This window comes from Acidovorax sp. Root217 (genome assembly GCF_001428645.1).
Classification (GTDB): domain Bacteria; phylum Pseudomonadota; class Gammaproteobacteria; order Burkholderiales; family Burkholderiaceae_C; genus Acidovorax.
Genome location: NZ_LMIH01000006.1, coordinates 222759 through 239477 on the forward strand (window position 1 = coordinate 222759; position 16719 = coordinate 239477).

General features: G+C 68.1%; 20 protein-coding genes and 1 riboswitch. Of the genes, 6 read left to right on the forward strand and 14 right to left on the reverse strand.

The window, feature by feature from the left end; translation table 11 throughout:
* Positions 1-44: 44 nt before the first annotated feature.
* The 9 genes from ASE31_RS05095 to dinG all read right to left on the reverse strand — a co-directional run bounded on the left by ASE31_RS05095 (position 45) and on the right by dinG (position 7647).
* On the reverse strand, positions 45-674 hold the full coding sequence (locus tag ASE31_RS05095) for a PolC-type DNA polymerase III (RefSeq protein WP_057200449.1): 630 nt from the start codon (positions 672-674) through the stop codon (positions 45-47).
* A 71-nt stretch (positions 675-745) separates the two neighbouring features.
* A complete protein-coding gene (locus tag ASE31_RS05100; RefSeq protein ID WP_057200450.1) occupies positions 746-1516 on the reverse strand; it encodes a hypothetical protein in 771 nt (256 codons plus the stop codon).
* A gap of 96 nt (positions 1517-1612) precedes the next feature.
* On the reverse strand, positions 1613-2848 hold the full coding sequence (locus ASE31_RS05105) for a PHB depolymerase family esterase (protein ID WP_057200451.1): 1236 nt from the start codon (positions 2846-2848) through the stop codon (positions 1613-1615).
* A gap of 182 nt (positions 2849-3030) precedes the next feature.
* Positions 3031-3459, reverse strand: coding sequence for a hypothetical protein (locus ASE31_RS05110; RefSeq protein ID WP_057200452.1), 429 nt, complete (start codon positions 3457-3459; stop codon positions 3031-3033).
* Between the two features lie 130 nt (positions 3460-3589).
* Positions 3590-3826, reverse strand: coding sequence for a hypothetical protein (locus tag ASE31_RS05115; RefSeq protein WP_057200453.1), 237 nt, complete (start codon positions 3824-3826; stop codon positions 3590-3592).
* Between the two features lie 72 nt (positions 3827-3898).
* The gene (locus ASE31_RS05120; protein WP_057200454.1) at positions 3899-4402 is read right to left on the reverse strand and encodes a pyridoxamine 5'-phosphate oxidase family protein; all 504 of its coding nucleotides are present in this window, start codon (positions 4400-4402) and stop codon (positions 3899-3901) included.
* A gap of 322 nt (positions 4403-4724) precedes the next feature.
* On the reverse strand, positions 4725-5024 hold the full coding sequence (locus tag ASE31_RS05125) for a nucleotidyltransferase family protein (RefSeq protein WP_057200455.1): 300 nt from the start codon (positions 5022-5024) through the stop codon (positions 4725-4727).
* Positions 5025-5060: 36 nt separating this feature from the next.
* Positions 5061-5420, reverse strand: coding sequence for a zinc ribbon domain-containing protein YjdM (locus ASE31_RS05130; protein WP_057200456.1), 360 nt, complete (start codon positions 5418-5420; stop codon positions 5061-5063).
* A 64-nt stretch (positions 5421-5484) separates the two neighbouring features.
* On the reverse strand, positions 5485-7647 hold the full coding sequence (dinG, locus tag ASE31_RS05135; protein WP_057200457.1) for an ATP-dependent DNA helicase DinG: 2163 nt from the start codon (positions 7645-7647) through the stop codon (positions 5485-5487).
* Positions 7648-7803: 156 nt separating this feature from the next.
* On the opposite strand from dinG, the gene ASE31_RS05140 reads away from it, so the two are divergent.
* The 5 genes from ASE31_RS05140 to ASE31_RS05165 all read left to right on the forward strand — a co-directional run bounded on the left by ASE31_RS05140 (position 7804) and on the right by ASE31_RS05165 (position 10914).
* Positions 7804-8076, forward strand: coding sequence for a hypothetical protein (locus ASE31_RS05140; RefSeq protein WP_057200458.1), 273 nt, complete (start codon positions 7804-7806; stop codon positions 8074-8076).
* A gap of 145 nt (positions 8077-8221) precedes the next feature.
* Positions 8222-8333, forward strand: a riboswitch (cyclic di-GMP riboswitch).
* 195 nt (positions 8334-8528) lie between these two features.
* On the forward strand, positions 8529-9476 hold the full coding sequence (locus ASE31_RS05150; protein ID WP_057200460.1) for a hypothetical protein: 948 nt from the start codon (positions 8529-8531) through the stop codon (positions 9474-9476).
* On the forward strand, positions 9476-10054 hold the full coding sequence (locus ASE31_RS05155; protein ID WP_057200807.1) for an ATP/GTP-binding protein: 579 nt from the start codon (positions 9476-9478) through the stop codon (positions 10052-10054). Before ASE31_RS05150 ends, ASE31_RS05155 begins: the two co-directional genes overlap by 1 nt.
* Positions 10047-10514 carry a roadblock/LC7 domain-containing protein gene (locus tag ASE31_RS05160; RefSeq protein WP_057200461.1) on the forward strand — a complete coding sequence of 156 codons (468 nt, stop codon included), beginning with the start codon at positions 10047-10049 and terminating at the stop codon, positions 10512-10514. The genes ASE31_RS05155 and ASE31_RS05160 overlap by 8 nt, the downstream gene beginning before the upstream one ends.
* Positions 10515-10551: 37 nt before the next feature.
* Positions 10552-10914 carry a hypothetical protein gene (locus ASE31_RS05165; RefSeq protein WP_057200462.1) on the forward strand — a complete coding sequence of 121 codons (363 nt, stop codon included), beginning with the start codon at positions 10552-10554 and terminating at the stop codon, positions 10912-10914.
* A gap of 3 nt (positions 10915-10917) precedes the next feature.
* On the opposite strand, the gene ASE31_RS05170 is transcribed toward ASE31_RS05165, so the two are convergent.
* The 5 genes from ASE31_RS05170 to ASE31_RS05190 form a co-directional block, all read right to left on the reverse strand.
* On the reverse strand, positions 10918-11604 hold the full coding sequence (locus ASE31_RS05170) for an HAD family phosphatase (RefSeq protein ID WP_057200463.1): 687 nt from the start codon (positions 11602-11604) through the stop codon (positions 10918-10920).
* Between the two features lie 5 nt (positions 11605-11609).
* Positions 11610-13523, reverse strand: a complete 1914-nt coding sequence (locus ASE31_RS05175) for a radical SAM protein (RefSeq protein ID WP_200961073.1) — start codon at positions 13521-13523, stop codon at positions 11610-11612.
* A 99-nt stretch (positions 13524-13622) separates the two neighbouring features.
* Positions 13623-14192 carry a gamma carbonic anhydrase family protein gene (locus ASE31_RS05180; protein WP_057200465.1) on the reverse strand — a complete coding sequence of 190 codons (570 nt, stop codon included), beginning with the start codon at positions 14190-14192 and terminating at the stop codon, positions 13623-13625.
* 50 nt (positions 14193-14242) lie between these two features.
* Entirely contained in the window at positions 14243-14869 is a 627-nt protein-coding gene (locus ASE31_RS05185; RefSeq protein WP_057200466.1) for an alpha/beta fold hydrolase, read from the reverse strand.
* 25 nt (positions 14870-14894) lie between these two features.
* Positions 14895-15539: a TetR/AcrR family transcriptional regulator gene (locus ASE31_RS05190; protein ID WP_057200467.1), complete on the reverse strand. Its 645-nt coding sequence runs from the start codon at positions 15537-15539 to the stop codon at positions 14895-14897.
* Between the two features lie 83 nt (positions 15540-15622).
* On the opposite strand from ASE31_RS05190, the gene ASE31_RS05195 reads away from it, so the two are divergent.
* Positions 15623-16708, forward strand: a complete 1086-nt coding sequence (locus ASE31_RS05195) for an MBL fold metallo-hydrolase (protein WP_157412362.1) — start codon at positions 15623-15625, stop codon at positions 16706-16708.
* The last annotated feature ends 11 nt before the right edge of the window (positions 16709-16719 follow it).

Here is a 16719-nt window from a genome sequence, read left to right on the forward strand (position 1 = left end):
GCATGCCCGCGCCAGCAAACAAGGGTTGCGGGCAGGGAGATCGGTCAGCAGGTCACCGGGATCACAGGCTTGCCATGCTGTGCGAGCAGCTTGCCGATACCGGGCTTGGCACAGCGCTGAAGCGCCATCAGCAGCGCATGGCCGGGCTCGGCTACGCCCCAGCGCTGGCGCAGGTCGTGCTGCATGCGCGCCAGCAACTCGGCGGCCATCTCGGCATCGGCCAGGGCCCGGTGGGCCTGGCCCGTGCGCGGCAGGCCGTGGTAGTCCACCAGCGTACCCAGTTTGTGGCTCGGCGCATCGGGGTACAGCCTGCGCGAGAGCAGCACCGTGCAGGCGAACGCGTGCGGCGCGGCCACGCCCGCCAGCGCCAGCTCGGCCTGCCAGAACTTGCTGTCGAACGCGGCGTTGTGCGCCACCATGGGCGCATTGCCCACGAAGCGGGCGGCGTCCTGCATCACGCCGGCGGCCTCGGGCGCGGCGTTCACCATGGCATTGGTGATGCCTGTGAGCTGGGTGATGAAGGCAGGGATCCAGGCGCCGGTCTTCATCAGGCTCTGGAACCGGTCGACCACGCGGCCGTTTTCCAGCAGCACGATGGCCACCTCGGTCGCGCGGGCGCCCTGACCGGGCGAAATGCCGGTGGTTTCAAAGTCGATGACGGCGATACGGGACATGGGGCCTGGAGGATAAACCGAAGCCCTTGCCCCGGCCCCGGCCCAGGGTTTGCGGCCCTGCCAGGCGGGCTTCACGCCGGCGTATAGGTGTAGTCCACCGGCACGACGCGCTCGTAGACCGTCTGGCTGGCGGCGTTCTTCATCAGCAGCCGGACGCTGGTGAGCTTGCCGGGGTCGATGACGGTGAAGTGCTTGGATACGACGCCCGTGCCCACCTGCCTGCCCGTGGTGCCTTCATAGGTCATGTTGGTCTGTGTTTCGGGAAGGGCCCAGATGTCCAGGCCTTCCTCGGTGTTGATCGCATAGGCGATGTCCACGCCGATGCGGGTGCCGGCCTTCACCACGGCCGGCGAGGGGATGGCCAGGGTGATGCCAGTGATCTCCGACCCTTTGCCGTCGTTCATCCACTCTTCGCCGACCTCGGCCTGCTCGTAGCTGAAGTCCACGACCAGCGCTTGGTTGAACACCTCCACGAAGTCCTGGTTCTTGGCCACGATGAACAGCTCGCGCACCGTGCCGGCCTGCGTCAGGTGCACCGAACGGCGGATCCGGCCCGTGCCGGGCGCCATGCGGTCGTGCGAACCCTCGTAGACTGAGTCGTAGGTGGTGTCGAGGATCTTCACCCAGACATACAGCGGCTCGCGGGGCGCCGAGTAGCGGTAGTCCAGCGTCACGGTGATGGGGGTGTTGGCCTGCAGCACACTGCCCGAGGGCGGGTCGATGCGCACGCCGGTGATCTTCAGGTCGGCGCGGGTGTTGTCCTGGCGCCTGGCGCGCCGCACAAAGTAGACGACCAGCCCGATGGCCACCAGTCCCGCGATGGTGATGTAGACGTTTTCCACGGTGAATTTCCCCCGAGGTACCGCACCTTGCTGTTGGTATGGATAGGGCGGTGCGTGGTGCCCCGGGGGCAAATTATGGTGGCGGGCGGCCAGGGGTCAACAGCGGGGGTGTGCGAGGAAGAAGCGCAGCATCTCCTCGGTGGCCGATACGCCCCGGGGATCGGTATGGCTGCCGCGCGCATCGCCGCCGGCCCAGGCGTGGCCGCCACCGTGCAGCACCCAGTGCTCTGCCAGCGTGGCGCCACCGCTTTGGTACAGGGTGCGCGTATAGCCCTGGCCGTGGGCCGACCGGCCTGTGGTCACGGCAGGGAGTACCTCGCTCTCGGCGGCGTCCAGCGCCGCCTCCACCAGTTGCTCGCCATTGCGCGCATGCACGGTGGCATCGGCGTCGCCGTGGAAGACGATCAGGGGCAGCGCCGTGCCCAGCTGGATGACGGGGGGCGTGGTCGTCGCGAACGGGCTGGTGCTGGCGGCCTTGGCGCCGGTCTTCATCGCCGACAGCGCAGCCATCACGTTCTGCGCCGCGCCGGCCGACAGGCCCGAATGCACGCCCACGGCGGCAAACAGCTCGGGGTACTCGCGCGCCAGCAGGGCCGCCATGGCACCACCGGCCGAGAGGCCCGCCACATAGACGCGGTTGTCGTCCACCGGGTAGCGCGCCATCACCTCGCGCACCATGGCCACCAGCGTGGCCGGCTCGCCGCCGCCGCGCCGCTGGTCCTGCGGCCGGAACCAGTTCCAGCAGGCCTTGGGGTTGGCGCTGCCGGACTGGGCGGGATAGAGCACCAGGGCATGGGCCCCTGCCGCCGCGCCGTTCATGCCCGTTCCGGTGGCGAAGTCCTCGGGGTCCTGGGTGCAGCCATGCAGCATGAGCACCAGGGGCATGGGGGCACCGCTGTCGGCCCCGGGCGGCACATACAGGTAGTAATGGTCCTGCGGGGCGCCGGCCAGTGCGAAGGCCACCCTTGTAAAGCTGTCGGGCGCCTGCGTGGCAGGGTGCCGGGCGCTCGCAGGGCCCGTGGCCGGGGAAGGCTGGGCGCGGGCGGGCGTGTCCTCATCCAGGTCGATCACCACGGCGTCTTCGACATCGGCCTGCGCAAAGCCATTGCGCCAGCCTGTGCCGGATGGCGTGGACGCGGGCATGCCTCCCCGGCCTTCGCGCAAGGTGCCGGTGGCACCGGCATGGGGCGCTGTGGCGCCTGCCGCGCCCGCGGTGGCGGGTATTCCGCCCAGGGCCTGCTGGATGGCGCGGGTGGCGTCGGCCAACTGGCCTTTGCGCACCAGGTCGGTGGCGTTGCCGAGGAGTTGCTTGAGATTGTGGTTCCAGTCCATGGGAAGGTCCTTGGGGTGAGCTGGTAGGGCGTGCGCCGTTCATGGCACGGCCGCCCCTGGGCGGCTGGTGCCGTCGGTTTTTGTCTCGGAATGCCGCCGCTCGAAAGGGCCGGTCTGGAATGGAAAAGGAAAGAAATCGCCGTTGTGGTGCGCTGGGCACCCCGCCACGGTAGGCGCTTGTCTCAGCCGATGCGGCCCGCCAGTGCCGCCTTCACCGCCGGGCTGGCGTGGAAAGCCCCCAGCACTGTGACCGAGGCGATCGTCGCCTGCGCCAGCGCCGGCGGCACGTCGTCCTCGATGCTGGCCAGGCCCAGCACCCGGATCTCCAGCGTCTGGCCTGCGGCCTGCACGGCCTCCAGGTCGGTGCGGCCAAAACGCTGCAGTCCCAGTACGAGCATCTTGCGTGCCACCACCTGGCGCACCTCCTCGTTCTGGGTGCTCAGCTGGTTGCGGATGGCGGTGCGGATGAAATCCGTGCGGTTGGCGTAGAAGCCCTCCGATACGAGCAGATCGATGTGCCCCAGGTCCACATAGCCGAGGTTGATGGTGATCTTTTCCGAATCGGGGACCTTGCTGCGCAAGGCCAGGGAGGTGGTGGAAGTGGGGGTCATGGTGCCTTTTGGCCGTCTTGTGCCATCCATATGGATGGTAAATGGATGGTGTATCGGCGTTTTCAAGGGCCGGCCATCAAAAAGAAAGAGCCCAAGGGCCCTTTCTGGTGCGTGGCGGCCGTGCGCGGCGTCAGCCCGCGCCGCGGCTCCCACCACCGCTGCTGCTGCCGGCCCCGCCCTGGCGCGATTGCCCCTGGTTGCCGCTGCCCAGGTGGGTATCGCGGTCGCCACGGCTCTCTGGCGTGCGGCGGCCCTGGTTGATCTGCGTGGTCTTGTCGCCTGCGCTGTTATGGGCGTTGGCTACCTTGCCGCTGCCGTCGCTGGCGGCACTCAGGTCGTCGTCGGTCTGGTTTTCCTTGCTGCTCATGGCAATCTCCTGTGGTGCGGAAGTGAACGGTGCGCCCCAAGGCGGGCGCACCAGCGGTATGCGCGGCGCTGCCTAGGACAGCGTCAATTCCTTGTGCTCGCCCAGGTCACGTGGCTGCTCGCCGGTGATAGCGGCCTTGGCCATCTTGTAAAGCTGCACCATCTTGCTTTCCTTGACGTCCCAGTACTCGGCATGGCCGACGCGCACGGCCAGCAACGCCAGGTTGGGGTCGGTGTGGCCCGCAGGAAACCAGGCCTTGGCCATGGGTGACCATAGGGCTTCCTTCTGTGCCAGGTCTTCGACGAAGCTGGCCTGGCCCGACAGGGACACATAGCTGTCATCGCCGGGGTCGGCATACGACACGTTCACCTGGCCGTCGGTCAGCAGGCGGCCATAGAGCTCGCCATTGCGGGGAATGAAGAAGTACAGCAGCGACTGCTCGTCGATGCTGCGGTTCTGCGTGGTCAGCGGGTGTGCGTGCAGCATGCCATTGGCATGGCGGTGGGTGAGCATGCCGAATTTGATGTCCTTGATCAGCTTCCACAGCGTCTCGCGGGCAGGGGTGTCGTGTTGCATGGGGTGCCTCCGGCAGATGGTGAATGGGTAAAAATTCACTGTAGGCCGCTCCCCTTCCCCGTCGTGTCGGCTCAGCGCGCGGTCGGGCGTGCGCGTTTGTCCCACAAGTCTGCGCTCACAGGCCCTTCATGTCCTGCAACACCCCTTGCAACGAGGCCTCCAGCGCAGGAAGATCGTCCGTGATGGTCTTGAACAGGATTCATGAGCCACCTGCTCGGAGCCATGGGCAAGGATGTTGCGCAGTCCGACTGCCCTGCCAGGGACCGCATTTCCTGCACGAACTGCAGCATGTCGGCCAGGTGGGCGGGCGTGCGATCAATCGTCACTGGAACAGGGGGCGCAACTGGGGCTCTATGCTGTGGCGGCGAAATGGGTTGTTCATCACCGATGGAAAAGCCAGATCGATCTTGCGGCCGGCAAACGCTTCAGACAGTTCGTCCTGCATGTCCACGAGCGCAAAACCGCTGGGGGCCTCGCCAGGAATGAATTCCACCAGCAGGTCGATGTCGCTGTCGGGGCCCTCCTGGTCCACGGCTGCCGAGCCGAACATCTGCAGGCGGCGCACATGGTAGCGCCGGCAGATGTCTGCTATGTGGGACTGTTGAGCAGGGCCGATGTGCATGCCGCAATTATGCGGGAGTGGCCCTGGCGTGCGCATTCACGCTTTCTTCAGAAACTCCGACTTCAGCAACATGCTCCCCAGGTCCGTCTTGCAGTCCACGTTGTGGCCATCGGCACCGTCGACCAGGCGGATGCCCTTGATCTTGGTGCCCTTCTTGAGGGTGGATGACGAGCCCTTGACCTTGAGGTCCTTTACCAGGATGACCGCGTCGCCCTCGGCCAGCGGGTTGCCATGGGCATCGCGCACGGTGCCGTCGCTCCCGGCCTCGTCGGCCTCTGCCGCCTCGGCCACCATGGGCCATTCGAAGCTGCAGTCCGGGCAGACATAGCTGCCGCTGCCGTCGGGGTAGGTGTTCTCCAGGCCACATTGGGGGCAGGCGGGGATGGCGCGGGTCATGGAAGGCTTTCTTTCTTTTCTGGAGAGAGGGTCGGTGCCGCATGGCGGCAAAGGGGGGCGCTGCTCAGCGTGGCCTGCGCTGCTCCAGCGCAAACGGCGGCAGGCCCTTGAGCAGGCGCTGCCCGTACGAGGTGTTCATGAGCCGCTTGTCGTAGCAGTACACGTGGGCCTGGTCCTCTTCGGTGCGGATGGCGCGGCCCACCCACTGGGCCAGGCGGATCGCGGTGGCGGGCACCACCAGCTCGCTGAAGGGGTCGCGCCCCACGGCGCGCAGCCATTCAGCGCGGGCCTCGCCCACGGGATCGTCGGGCGGGGCGAAGGGCAGCTTGGTGATGAACACCGACTCGCACAGCCGGCCCGGCAGGTCCAGCCCCTCGCCAAAGGACTGCATGCCGAAGATGACCGAGGGTTGCCCATCGGCCACGCGCTCGCGGTGGCGCTTGAGCAGTAGCGTGCGCGGCAGCGCGTTCTGCACCAGCACCACGCTGCGCATGGCGGTGGGCAGGGCCTCCACGGCCTGGCGCATCTGCTCGCGCGAGGTGAACAGCACCAGCGCGCCGTACTCGACTTTGGCGATGTCGTAGAGCAGCGCGTCCACCATCTCCGCCGTGAAGGCGGCGGCGTTCTTGGGGTCGGCGTGCGTTTCGGCCGCTATCAGCGTGCCCTGTGCGGCGTAGTTGAAGGGGCTCGGCACCTCCAGCGTGGTGGCGGCCGCATCGCCGTGCAGGCCCGACTCGCGCATGAAGAACTCGAAGTGCCCGCAGCTGGTGAGCGTGGCCGAGGTCAGTACCGCGCCGCGCACTGCGCTCCACAGGTGGTTGCGCAGCGTGGTGCCGGGCAATATGGGGCTGGCATACGCCTTCACCACGATGAAGTCGCCCTCCACCTCCAGCGTGAACCACTTGGCCGCCGGCACCGCGCCCTCGGGTGCGTCCTGCAGCAGCAACTGGGCGGTGGCGTGCAGCTCTTCCAGGCGCGGCGCCAGCATGCCGATCTGCGCGTACAGGGTGGACAGGCGCCGCGCCTCGTCGGGCTTGTCGCGCATCTCGGCACGCAATGATTTGGAGATGGCGCGCAAGGCCTCCAGAAAACCGTCGGCGCTGGCAGCCAGCAGGCCCAGCGGGGCGATCAACTGCTCGGGCAGCACACCGCGCGGCACGCGCACGCGGGCCGGGCCCCAGGCGTCCTTCTGGCTCTTGAGGGCCGGGCCGTAAACGTCCATCACGATGCGCGCCAGGTCCTGCAGCGTCTGGCGCAACTGGCCCGAGTGCTTGGGGATGTCGGCGATTTCTTCCACCTCCAGCAACGCGCCGATGCGCAGGCCCCGGCTTGCCAGGCGCTCTATCCAGGTCACGCGGCTCAGGTCCATGCTGCAGGCGAACTGGTCGAGGGCCGTTGCGGGCAGGTGGTGGGCCTCGTCCAGCACCAGCAGGCAGTTGTCCAGCTCGGGCAGCACGCGCGCGCCCAGCGAGGACAGCAGCAGGTCATGGTTGGCCACGATCACCTGGGCGCCGATCAGCTCCTTGCGTTTGTCATAGTAGGTGCACTGGCTGAACGCCGGGCAGTGCTTGCCGGTGCACGAGGCCCCCTCGGCCGCCACGGCGCTCCACACCTCGGGCTCGGGTGGCGTGTCCAGGCTGTCACGGTCGCCATCCCACCCGCCCTTGCCCAGGGTCTGCGACATGGCCGAGTAGAACTGGATGCGTGCCTCGGTCTCCTGGCGCGGGCGCTTGGCCCGGGCCGCAGCCTCTTCCTCGGCAAACAGGTCGTCGTCCATCACCTCCTCGGCCTCGCCGGTGCCGGCCAGGCGGTCGAGCTTGAGCTTGCACACATAGCGGCCGCGCCCCTTGGCCAGCGCAAATTTGAAGGGCTGCGGCAACAGCAGTGCCAGGGCGGGCAGGTCCTTGTTGACCAATTGCTCCTGCAGCGCCACCGTGGCGGTGGATATCAGCACCCGGGTGCCCCGCGACAGCGCCATGGCAATGGCCGGCGCGCAGTAGGCCAGCGACTTGCCCACGCCCGTGCCGGCCTGGATCACGGCGATGGAACGGGTGGGCGCAGCATCACCCGCTTCCTCGTCCACCTTGCCCAGCGTGGCTTGGCTGAAGGTCTGTGCCACCTGCTCGGCCATGCGCCGCTGGCCACCCCGGCTGCGGAACCCCGGGGTGGCCTGCACCACCGCATCGAACGACTGCAGGGCCGCCTGGGCCCACTCTGTTGAAGACATAAGGACGAGAGTGTGGCATATGGTTGGGCATACAGTGTTTTGTGGGTGGTGCGCCCTGTCGCGCGCATGGGGTATGGGCCTACACCGCACGCTGCGGGGCATGCCTACGATGGAGGACGAAACCCATTGCGCCCCCGTGGCGCCCAGGAGAACCCCATGCCCACCACCGCCGACCGCCAGAAGAACGAACCCTCGGTGGACACCACCAAACGCCAGACGGCCAGTACCCCGACCAGCGGCGATGCCGATGCGCAGAACGTCCCCCAGGAAGAAAGCCCCAAGCTGCCCCATGAGCGCGACCAGTCGGTGGACATGACCCACGGCAAGCCCGACGCACAAGTGCAGCAGGCCTACCGCGATGTGCAGCGCGGCCTGCAGGACACGGACCGCGGCCCCCCGGCCGACAAGGCCTACCAAAAGCAGAAGTAGCGCAGAAGTAACCGGGGCGCCCACCACGCAGCGCCATGCCGGTGGTGTGTGCGCCAGAACAACACCCGAAAACGCCTGCCGTGAGCGGGAGCCTGGGCGCGCCAATCAAGGGTTGCCAGCGCAACCCATTCCCCTATACTGAAAAGCACTGAAACGGCACCCCCGTGCGAAAGCCAGGTCCGCAAAGTCACCGGCCTACCGGCCCTGGGAACCAGTTCTTCGCTTGTTCCCGGGCCCACGGCAGCGGGACTGCCACGTTTGATCAGGGTTGCTCAGGGGAGTTGCCGTCTCAGTGGTCGTCGTATCCACCACCGAGAGGCCGCCCCAGCGATGCAACACCGCCCAGGTCCCGCGCTCGCCGTTTCTGCTCCTGATCTCCCTGCTTCGAGCGCGGGCCGGGCCATCCATGGCCGCCTTCACGGGCGCCATCCTGCACATGGGGCTTGATTGATATGGGCGACGGTCTTGTCATCGGTACCCAGGACATTGCGCAGAAGGACCAACTGGTGTTGCGCGCCCTGGTTCGGCTGCTCGAAGGCGGGGTGAACATCCGGGCGCGGTTCAGCGAGCAACTGGCCGAGTGCAACGTGGTCTTCGTTCCCGGCCACTGGCCCTACCGCTTCCATGCCCCGTGTATCACCGTGCGCGTGATGGACCCCGAGGACGTGGGGGCGGCGCTGGAAGCCACGGCCGATCTCACGGTGGCCACTCCCTTGCGCATGACCAATGTCATCGCCGTCCTGCAGTCGGCCACCCAGCGCGTGCACGGTGTGTCGCAGTTCGACCCGGTCAAGGGCCAGCGCGCCCTGTTTGAGCTGCTGGGCGAGCGCACCCGCACCGCCGAGCGCCGCCGCGCCGTGGTGCCCATGAGCGCCGGCCAGCAGATCGTGTTCGACTTCGTGCAGCAACTGGTGCACACCTCCATGCCCATGGAGGTGCTGCTCTCGGGCGCCTACACCCTGGGCGAGCCGCACCGCGTGAGCCCGGTGGAGGAAGAGCTCATCCGTTCCGTGCCCGCCCACAGCCTGCGCAACCTGCTGTGGAGCCTGGCCATGCGGCTGGCACAGTCGGGTGCCAACGCCCCGGTGCGCACCGGCCACTACCGGCTTTTGCGCTGGCCCGATGCGATCGGCCTCACCGCCGCAGGCCATCCCCGCCTGGCGGCGCTGTTGACCAGCCGGGCATTGAGCTACGAACAGGTCTGCACGAGCAGTGGCGTGCCCGAGGCCACCGTGCGCTGGTTCCTCGAAGCCTGCCTGGCGCTGGGCTTGGCGGTGGACGAAGGCAGTGCCGCCCCTGCCGCACCGGCCATATCTGTGAAAAAGCCCTCCGACCCACCGGCCGCAGCCACCCCGCCGGGCTGGCTCGGCAACCTGCGTGAACGGCTCAAGCTATGGTGATGCCCTCCCCTGCACCCGCCGTGTCCACTGGCACCTCGCGCGATCTCAAGATCGTCTTCACGGGGCCCATGGGCGCCGGCAAGACCACCGCGATCCGCGCCATCAGCGATGGCGAGGTTCTCTCCACCGACGTACCCATCACCGGCGGCGCCGAGCTGTCCATGCCCGGCAAGACCATGACCACCGTGGGGCTCGACTACGGCGAATGCCGCCTGGGCGACCAGTGGGTGCTCAAGCTCTTCGGCACGCCCGGGCAGGAGCGCTTTCGCTTCATGTGGGACATCCTGGGCGCGGGCGCCTTCGGCCTGATCGTGCTGGCCGACAACTCGCAACCCGACCCGGTGGGCGAGGTGGCGCGCTACCTCAAGGCCTTTGCGCCCCACGTGCCGGCGCGGCGCACCGTGGTCGGCGTGGGCCGGCTCGACACGCACCCCTCGCCCAGCGTCGCCGACTACTGCGAGCAGCTGGGCGCACTTGGATACAACCCCCCGGTGCTGGAGGTGGACGTGCGGCGCGATGCCGACGTGCGCCTCTTGCTGTCGGTCCTGGTGAGCATGGCGGAGATCGAACATGAGTAGCAGCATTGGCAGCACCCCGGGCTTTTCGTCTGCCGGCACGGCGCTGCGCCTGGTCACCATCGCCCAGCTGGCCGAACTGTTGGGCGAACTGCAGCGCGGCACGCCCGGCATCCTGAGCGCCACCCTGGCCAGTGCCGACGGCTTCACGGTGGCCTCCACCCTCTCTGACAGCCAGGACGCCGACCGGCTCTCGGCCATGTCCGGCTCGCTCAGTGCGCTGGCCGGCGCCATGACGCGCGAGGCCGGGCACAGCGCGCCCGAGCGGCTGATCCTCGAATCGGGCAGCGGCCACATCGTCTCGATGAACGTCCCCGTGCCCTCGGGCGACCTGGTGCTCACCGTGGTCACCAACGAATCGTCGCTGCTGGGCAAGCTGCTCTGGAGCTGTCGCAACACCGCCGACCAGGTGGTTGCTGCCTGCGCTGCCACGCCGCCACCGGGCAGCGCCCCGTCTTTGTAGTTCCGTTCCCTGTTCCACTACCACCGGAGACCACGCCATGGCATTCACCCCCAAAGAACTCCTGAACCAGCTCATGCAGACCGAGGGCGCCATGTGCGCCGCGCTGGTGGACTACAACAGCGGCATGCTGCTCGAATCCGTGGGCACCGGCCTGGACCTGGAGCTGGCTGCCGCCGGCAACACCGAGGTCGTGCGCGCCAAGATGAAGACCATGAAGTCCCTGGGTCTGGCGGGCAGCATCGAGGACATCCTGATCACGCTGACCCAGCAGTACCACATCATCCGCCCGGTGGAAAAGCACGACGGCCTGTTCATCTACTACGTGCTCGACCGCAGCCGCGCCAACCTGGCCATGGCCCGCCGCAAGGTGCTCGAAGCCGAGGCGCAGACCAACATCTGACGGTCAGCTGCTGGCGCCAGGCGCGAACCAGCGCGGCAACAGCGGCAGGGCTTCTTCCAGCGAACCCAGCACGGCCACGCAGGCCTGCGCCACCTCGGGCGCTGGCTGCAGCAGGTCCGGCACCACCACCAGCCCCATGCCGGCGGCCAGGGCGGCACAGCCACCGTTGTGGCTGTCCTCGAAGGCCAGGCACTGCGCCGGCTCCACGCCCAGGCGCGCGGCAGCCAGTGCATACAGGGCCGGGTCGGGCTTGCCGCGCAGCACCTCATTGCCACCGGCTACGGCTGCGAAGTGCTGCAGCACGCCCACGCGCGCGAGGCGGTGCGCGATTTCGTCGGTGCGCGACGACGAGGCCACCGCGCACGGTATGCCCGCAGCCTGCAAGTGCGCGAGCAGCGCTGCCGCACCGGGCTTGAGCGGGAACAGCAGCTCCTTGCCCTCCCCTTCCTCCAGCGCGGCCCGCACCGCCACCATGGCCTGCTCGAACGGCGCCACCCCGCCCAGGTGTGCCTGCAGGATGGCGTGCGAGTCCTGCGCGGCCTTGCCCACCACCTGCAGGTAGTCGCTCTCGCGCAGCACCACGCCCAGCGCCAGGGCCGCCTCGGTCCAGGCGCGCAGGGTCGCGCGCTCGGAATCGACGAGCAGGCCGTCCATGTCGAAGATGGCGGCGGTGAAGGGCGGGCGGGGCATGCCGGTCAGCCCCGCTGCTGCAAGGCCCGCTCGATGCGGTTGCGCTGAACCGTGGTCTTGGGCACCTTGAAGGGGAACCAGCTGCGCACGTCCTCTTCGAGGCCGATGCCGTGCATGTAGTTGTAGATCGCCTTCTTGAGCGCACCGCCCAGGGCATCGTGGTCCACGCCCGTGGGGTCGTGAAAGCCGATGTCGTTCTTGGCAAAGCTCACCGGCGGCAGGGGCTCCAGCGTCACGCCGTACTCCTCGGGCGCCTTGCCCACGGGCGAGTGCACGGTGCAGGCAAAGCGGTGGAAGAAGCCGCTCTGGATGCAGCCGTTGGCGAACAGCTGGCGCACGTATTCGAGCGCGTCCACCGTGTCCTGCACCGTCTGCGTCGGAAAGCCGTACATCAGGTAGGCGTGCACGAGGATGCCCGCGTCGGTGAAGGCCCGCGTCACGCGCGCCACCTGGTCCACCGAGACACCCTTCTTCATCAGGTCCAGCAGCCGGTCCGACGCCACTTCGAGCCCGCCCGAGACGGCGATGCAGCCGCTGTCGGCCAGCAGCTCTGCCAGTTCGGGCGTGAAGGTTTTCTCGAAGCGGATGTTGCCCCACCACGAGATGCCCGCGTTGCGCTCGATCAGCTCGGTGGCCAGGGTCTTGAGCGCCTTGGGCGGCGCGGCCTCGTCCACGAAGTGAAAGCCCGTCTGCCCCGTCTCGCGCACGATGGCCTCGATGCGATCGGCCAGCACGCTGGCCGAGGCGCCCTCGTAGCGGCTGATGTAATCGAGGCTCACGTCGCAGAAGCTGCACTTCTTCCAGTAGCAGCCGTGCGCCACGGTGAGCTTGTTCCAGCGCCCGTCGCTCCACAGCCGGTGCATGGGGTTGAGCATGTCCAAGAGCGACAAATACTTGTCCAGCGGCAGCCCGTCCCAGGTGGGCGTACCCACCTCGGCAAAGGCGATGTCCGCCTCCTGCATGTTGATGTAGCGCACCGCGCCGCTCTCGGCATCGCGCACGAAAGTGCGAACCAGGCGCTGGCGCCCGCGCTGGCCCTGTATGTGCTCCAGCAGCGCCAGCAGCGGGCGCTCGCCCGCGTCCAGCGACACGTAGTCGAAATAATCGAACACGCGCGGCTCGGTCAGGTCGCGCAGCTCGGTGTTCACGAAGCCGCCGCCCAGCACGGTGACGATGTGCGGGTGCGCCGCCTTGATCGCCTGCGCGATGCGAAACGCCGCGTACACGGCCCCCGGGAAGGGCACCGACAGCAGCACCACCGTGGGCGCATGGCGCTCCACGGCGGCCAGGGCCAGCGTGCGCAGGGTCTCGTCCACCAGGTTCAGCGGCCCGGCCAGGGCGGCCGCCAGCGGCTCGAAGGTGGGCTGGCTGCCCGCCAGCGACTCGGCATAGCGCACGAACTCGAAGCGCGGATCCACCGCATCGCGCAGCACGTCGGCCAGGTCGTTCAAATACAGGGTGGCCAGGTGCTTGGCGCGGTCATGCAGGCCCAGGGCGCCGAAGGCCCAGCCCAGCGGGTCGCCACCCTCGTCGTCCACGTACACGTCGAGCGTGGCGAAGCGCGGCCCCTCGGGCAGGAAGTTGCGCCCCACGATGCGGTGCGCCAACGTGGTGTCGCGCCCCTGCAAAAAGGCGATGGTCGGCGCAATGGTCGCCAGGTAGCGGTCGCGCTGCGCCGCAAAGGCCTGCACGGCAGGGCTGTGCTTTTTCGCGGGCAGCGCATCCACCTTGGCCGCCACGGCGCGCAGGCCGTCGGGCGACAGCAGCTGCAGCACCAGCGCCAGCGCCAGGTCCTCCTGCACCGCCGTGATCTCGCGCGAGCGCAGGAACCCGGTGAGGTAGGCCGTCGATGGGTAGGGCGTGTTCAGCTGCGTCATCGGCGGGATGACGGACAGGACGCGGAGCGGTGGGGCGGACATGGTGGGGGCGGCCAGGGCGATGCAGTGCCGCCGAGTGGGGAATCGTGGAAGAAGTACCCGATTATCCCGCCAGGCCCTTACCCAGCGGGTGCGTGCGACTTACAGGGGCTGGGGCGGCGGTTCCACCGCCGCATCCGGCGTGCCCGCCAGGTAGTTGTTCTTCACGCGCACATAGTGCTCGGCCGAATAACGCAGGTAGGCGATCTCCTGGTCCGTCAGCGCACGCTGGCGCACGGCGGGCCGGCCGATATACAGGTAGCCGCTCTCCAGCACCTTGCCGGGCGACACCAGGCTGCCCGCGCCGAGCATCACGCGATCGCCGATCACGGCATCGTCCATGACGATCGAGCCCATGCCGATCAAACACTCGTCGCCGATGCGGCAGCCGTGCAGGATCACCGCATGGCCGATGGTGACATGGCTGCCGATGATGAGCGGCGAGCCCTCGGGCTTGGCGGCATTGCGGTGTGAGACATGGCCCATGGTCAGGTCCTGCACGTTCGTGGCCTCGCCCACCACGATGCGGTTCACGTCGCCGCGCAGCACGGCGTTGCACCACACGGACGCGTCTTTGCCAAGGGTGACGTCGCCGATCACCTGGGCCGAGTCGTGGAGGAAGACGCCGGTGCCGAGCACGGGCGCGGTATCGAGGTAGGGAGCAATGGGCATGTTGTTTGTTGGTGCGACGCTGAAAGCAATGCTCCGAGCGTAGTGCAAAGTCAGTGACCGCCGCGCAGATGCACTGCGATCAGGGGCGCCACCTGCGCCGCATGCCGGTTCGCCAGGTCGTGTGCGCCACCGGGCACCACCTGCAGCCAGCTGTGCGGCAGCAGCGCCTGCAGGCGCCGGCCCACGCCCACGGGGCTGATGGCGTCGGCATCGCCCCACAGCAGCAGCGTGGGCGCCGCCACATCGGCCATGGCGCCGGTCAGGTCCTCGCGGTAGTCGGCAAACCAGCGCGGCACGGTGGGGTGGGCCTGGGTGAAGGCCGGCCGCCAGTCCTGCGCGCCATGGGCGGACATGTCGACGCCGCCCGAGGTGGCCGCCAGCACCAGGTGCGTGACCTGGTCAGGACGTTGGAGGGCCGCCTGGATGGCCACGATGCCGCCCATGGACTGCGCGACCAGCGCCGTGGGCCGGTCGATGGCATCCACCACCCGCGCCACCAGGTCTTCCATCCCGCGCACACGGGGGTCGGCCGGCACCGGGCCGAAGCCCGGCCAGCCCATCAGCCGGCGGGTGGCCGGGTGGTCCAGCAAGCTGGACACAGGTTGCCAGAACTGTGGGTCGCCACCGACGCCCGGGAGGAAGAGGATCTGGGAGGGTTGTTGTTGCTGCAGTGCCATGGGCCGGCAGCATACGCCGTGGGCGTCAGCCCGGCGCGGCCACGGCGTAGAAGCCCAGGAACATGTCCACCGCATCTGCCAGCACCTGCTGCTGCACGGCGGGTGCCAGCGGCGGCTGGCCCATGGCCAGCTGGGGCCAGAAGGCGAAGGACTTGACCATGCCATGCAGCTGGTGGGCCGCGTAGTGGGCGTCGACCCCGGTGCGCAGGCGGCCGTCCTGCTGGGCGGCGCGCATCCACTGCGGCAGGCCTTCCTCCTTTTCGGACAGGCGTTCCACCAGGGCGCGGGCGCGCTCGGGCGTGTGCATCAGCTCGGCCATGGCCACGCGCGAGAGGTCGATGAAGCTTGCGTCATTGAGCAACTGCATCTTTTGCTCCAGCAGCGCCAGCAACTGCGCGCGCAGGGGCTGCGCGGTGTCGTAGCGGATCTCGGGCAGCGCATGGCCGCGCTCCCACAGCTGGCCCAGGATGGCCTCGAACAGCTCGTCCTTGCTCGGAAAGTGGTTGTACACCGTGCGCTTGGAGACATCGGCCGCCGCAGCCACCCGGTCCATGCTGGTGCCGGCAAAGCCATGCTCGCGGAACTCCGCAATGGCAGCCTGCACGATGGCCTCGCGCTTGCGGTCGGTCAGTCGGGTGGCAGGAGTCGTGGGCGGGGCTATGGGGCTCATAGCCGAAATTTTACACCGGGGAGTTTACTTTTTCCGAAACAACACTACACTGTGCAGTGCACTTTTCAGAAAAGGCAGCCCCCATGTTCCGCCGCGTGCCCCGCATCCTCCTCATCCTCACCGCAATCACCGCCATGGCCTACAGCATCCTCTCCTGTGCCAACCTGCCCTCTGCCTCGTACGAGCAGTCGCCCCAGTACGTGGACGGCAAGTTCCGCAACGTTGCGCCGCGCCAGGCGCCCGGCTTCTTCAAGACGGTGGCCATCTTCTGGCGCTTTGCCACCGACAAGCCGGCCAACACCGTGCCCGCCAAGCCCATCGAGGTCAAGCCGCTCACCCAGGCCGACGTGCTGGCAGCGCCCGACCAGAGCCTGTGGCGCCTGGGCCATTCGACCATGCTGCTCAAGCTCGATGGCAAGTTCTGGCTCACCGACCCGGTGTTCTCCGAGCGCGCCTCGCCCTTCCAGTTCCTGGGGCCCAAGCGCTTTCACGCGCCGCCGCTCACCATCGACGAGCTGCCGCCCATCACCGGCGTGGTGCTCTCGCATGACCACTACGACCACCTCGATTTCGACGCCATCCAGAAGCTGGCGCCCAAGGTCGAGCATTTCCTCACCCCGCTGGGCGTGGGCGACCGCCTCATCACCTGGGGCGTGCCCGCCGCCAAGGTGCAGCAGTTCGACTGGTGGCAGGGCACCAGCGTGGGCGGCGTGAAGTTCGTCGCCACCCCGGCCCAGCACTTCTCGGGCCGCACCCTGTCGGACGGCAACCGCACGCTGTGGGCCTCCTGGGTCATCATGGCCGGCGACACGCGCATCTTCTTCAGCGGCGACACCGGCTACTTCGACGGCTTCAAGGCCATCGGCGAGCGCTATGGCCCCTTCGACCTGACCATGGTCGAAACCGGTGCCTACGACGCCCAGTGGCCCGACGTGCACATGCAGCCCGAAGAAAGCCTGCAGGCCCACCGCGACGTGAAGGGCCGCCACATGATGCCCATCCACAACGGCACTTTCGACCTGGCCCTGCACCCCTGGCACGAGCCCTTCGATCGCATCACCCAGCTGGCCGCGGCCGGCAATGTGCCCCTGGTGGCGCCGGTGATGGGCGAGCGCCTCGACATCCGCAACCCCGCGCTGTCGCAAAGCTGGTGGAAAAGCGCGGAGTGAGCAACTTGGTG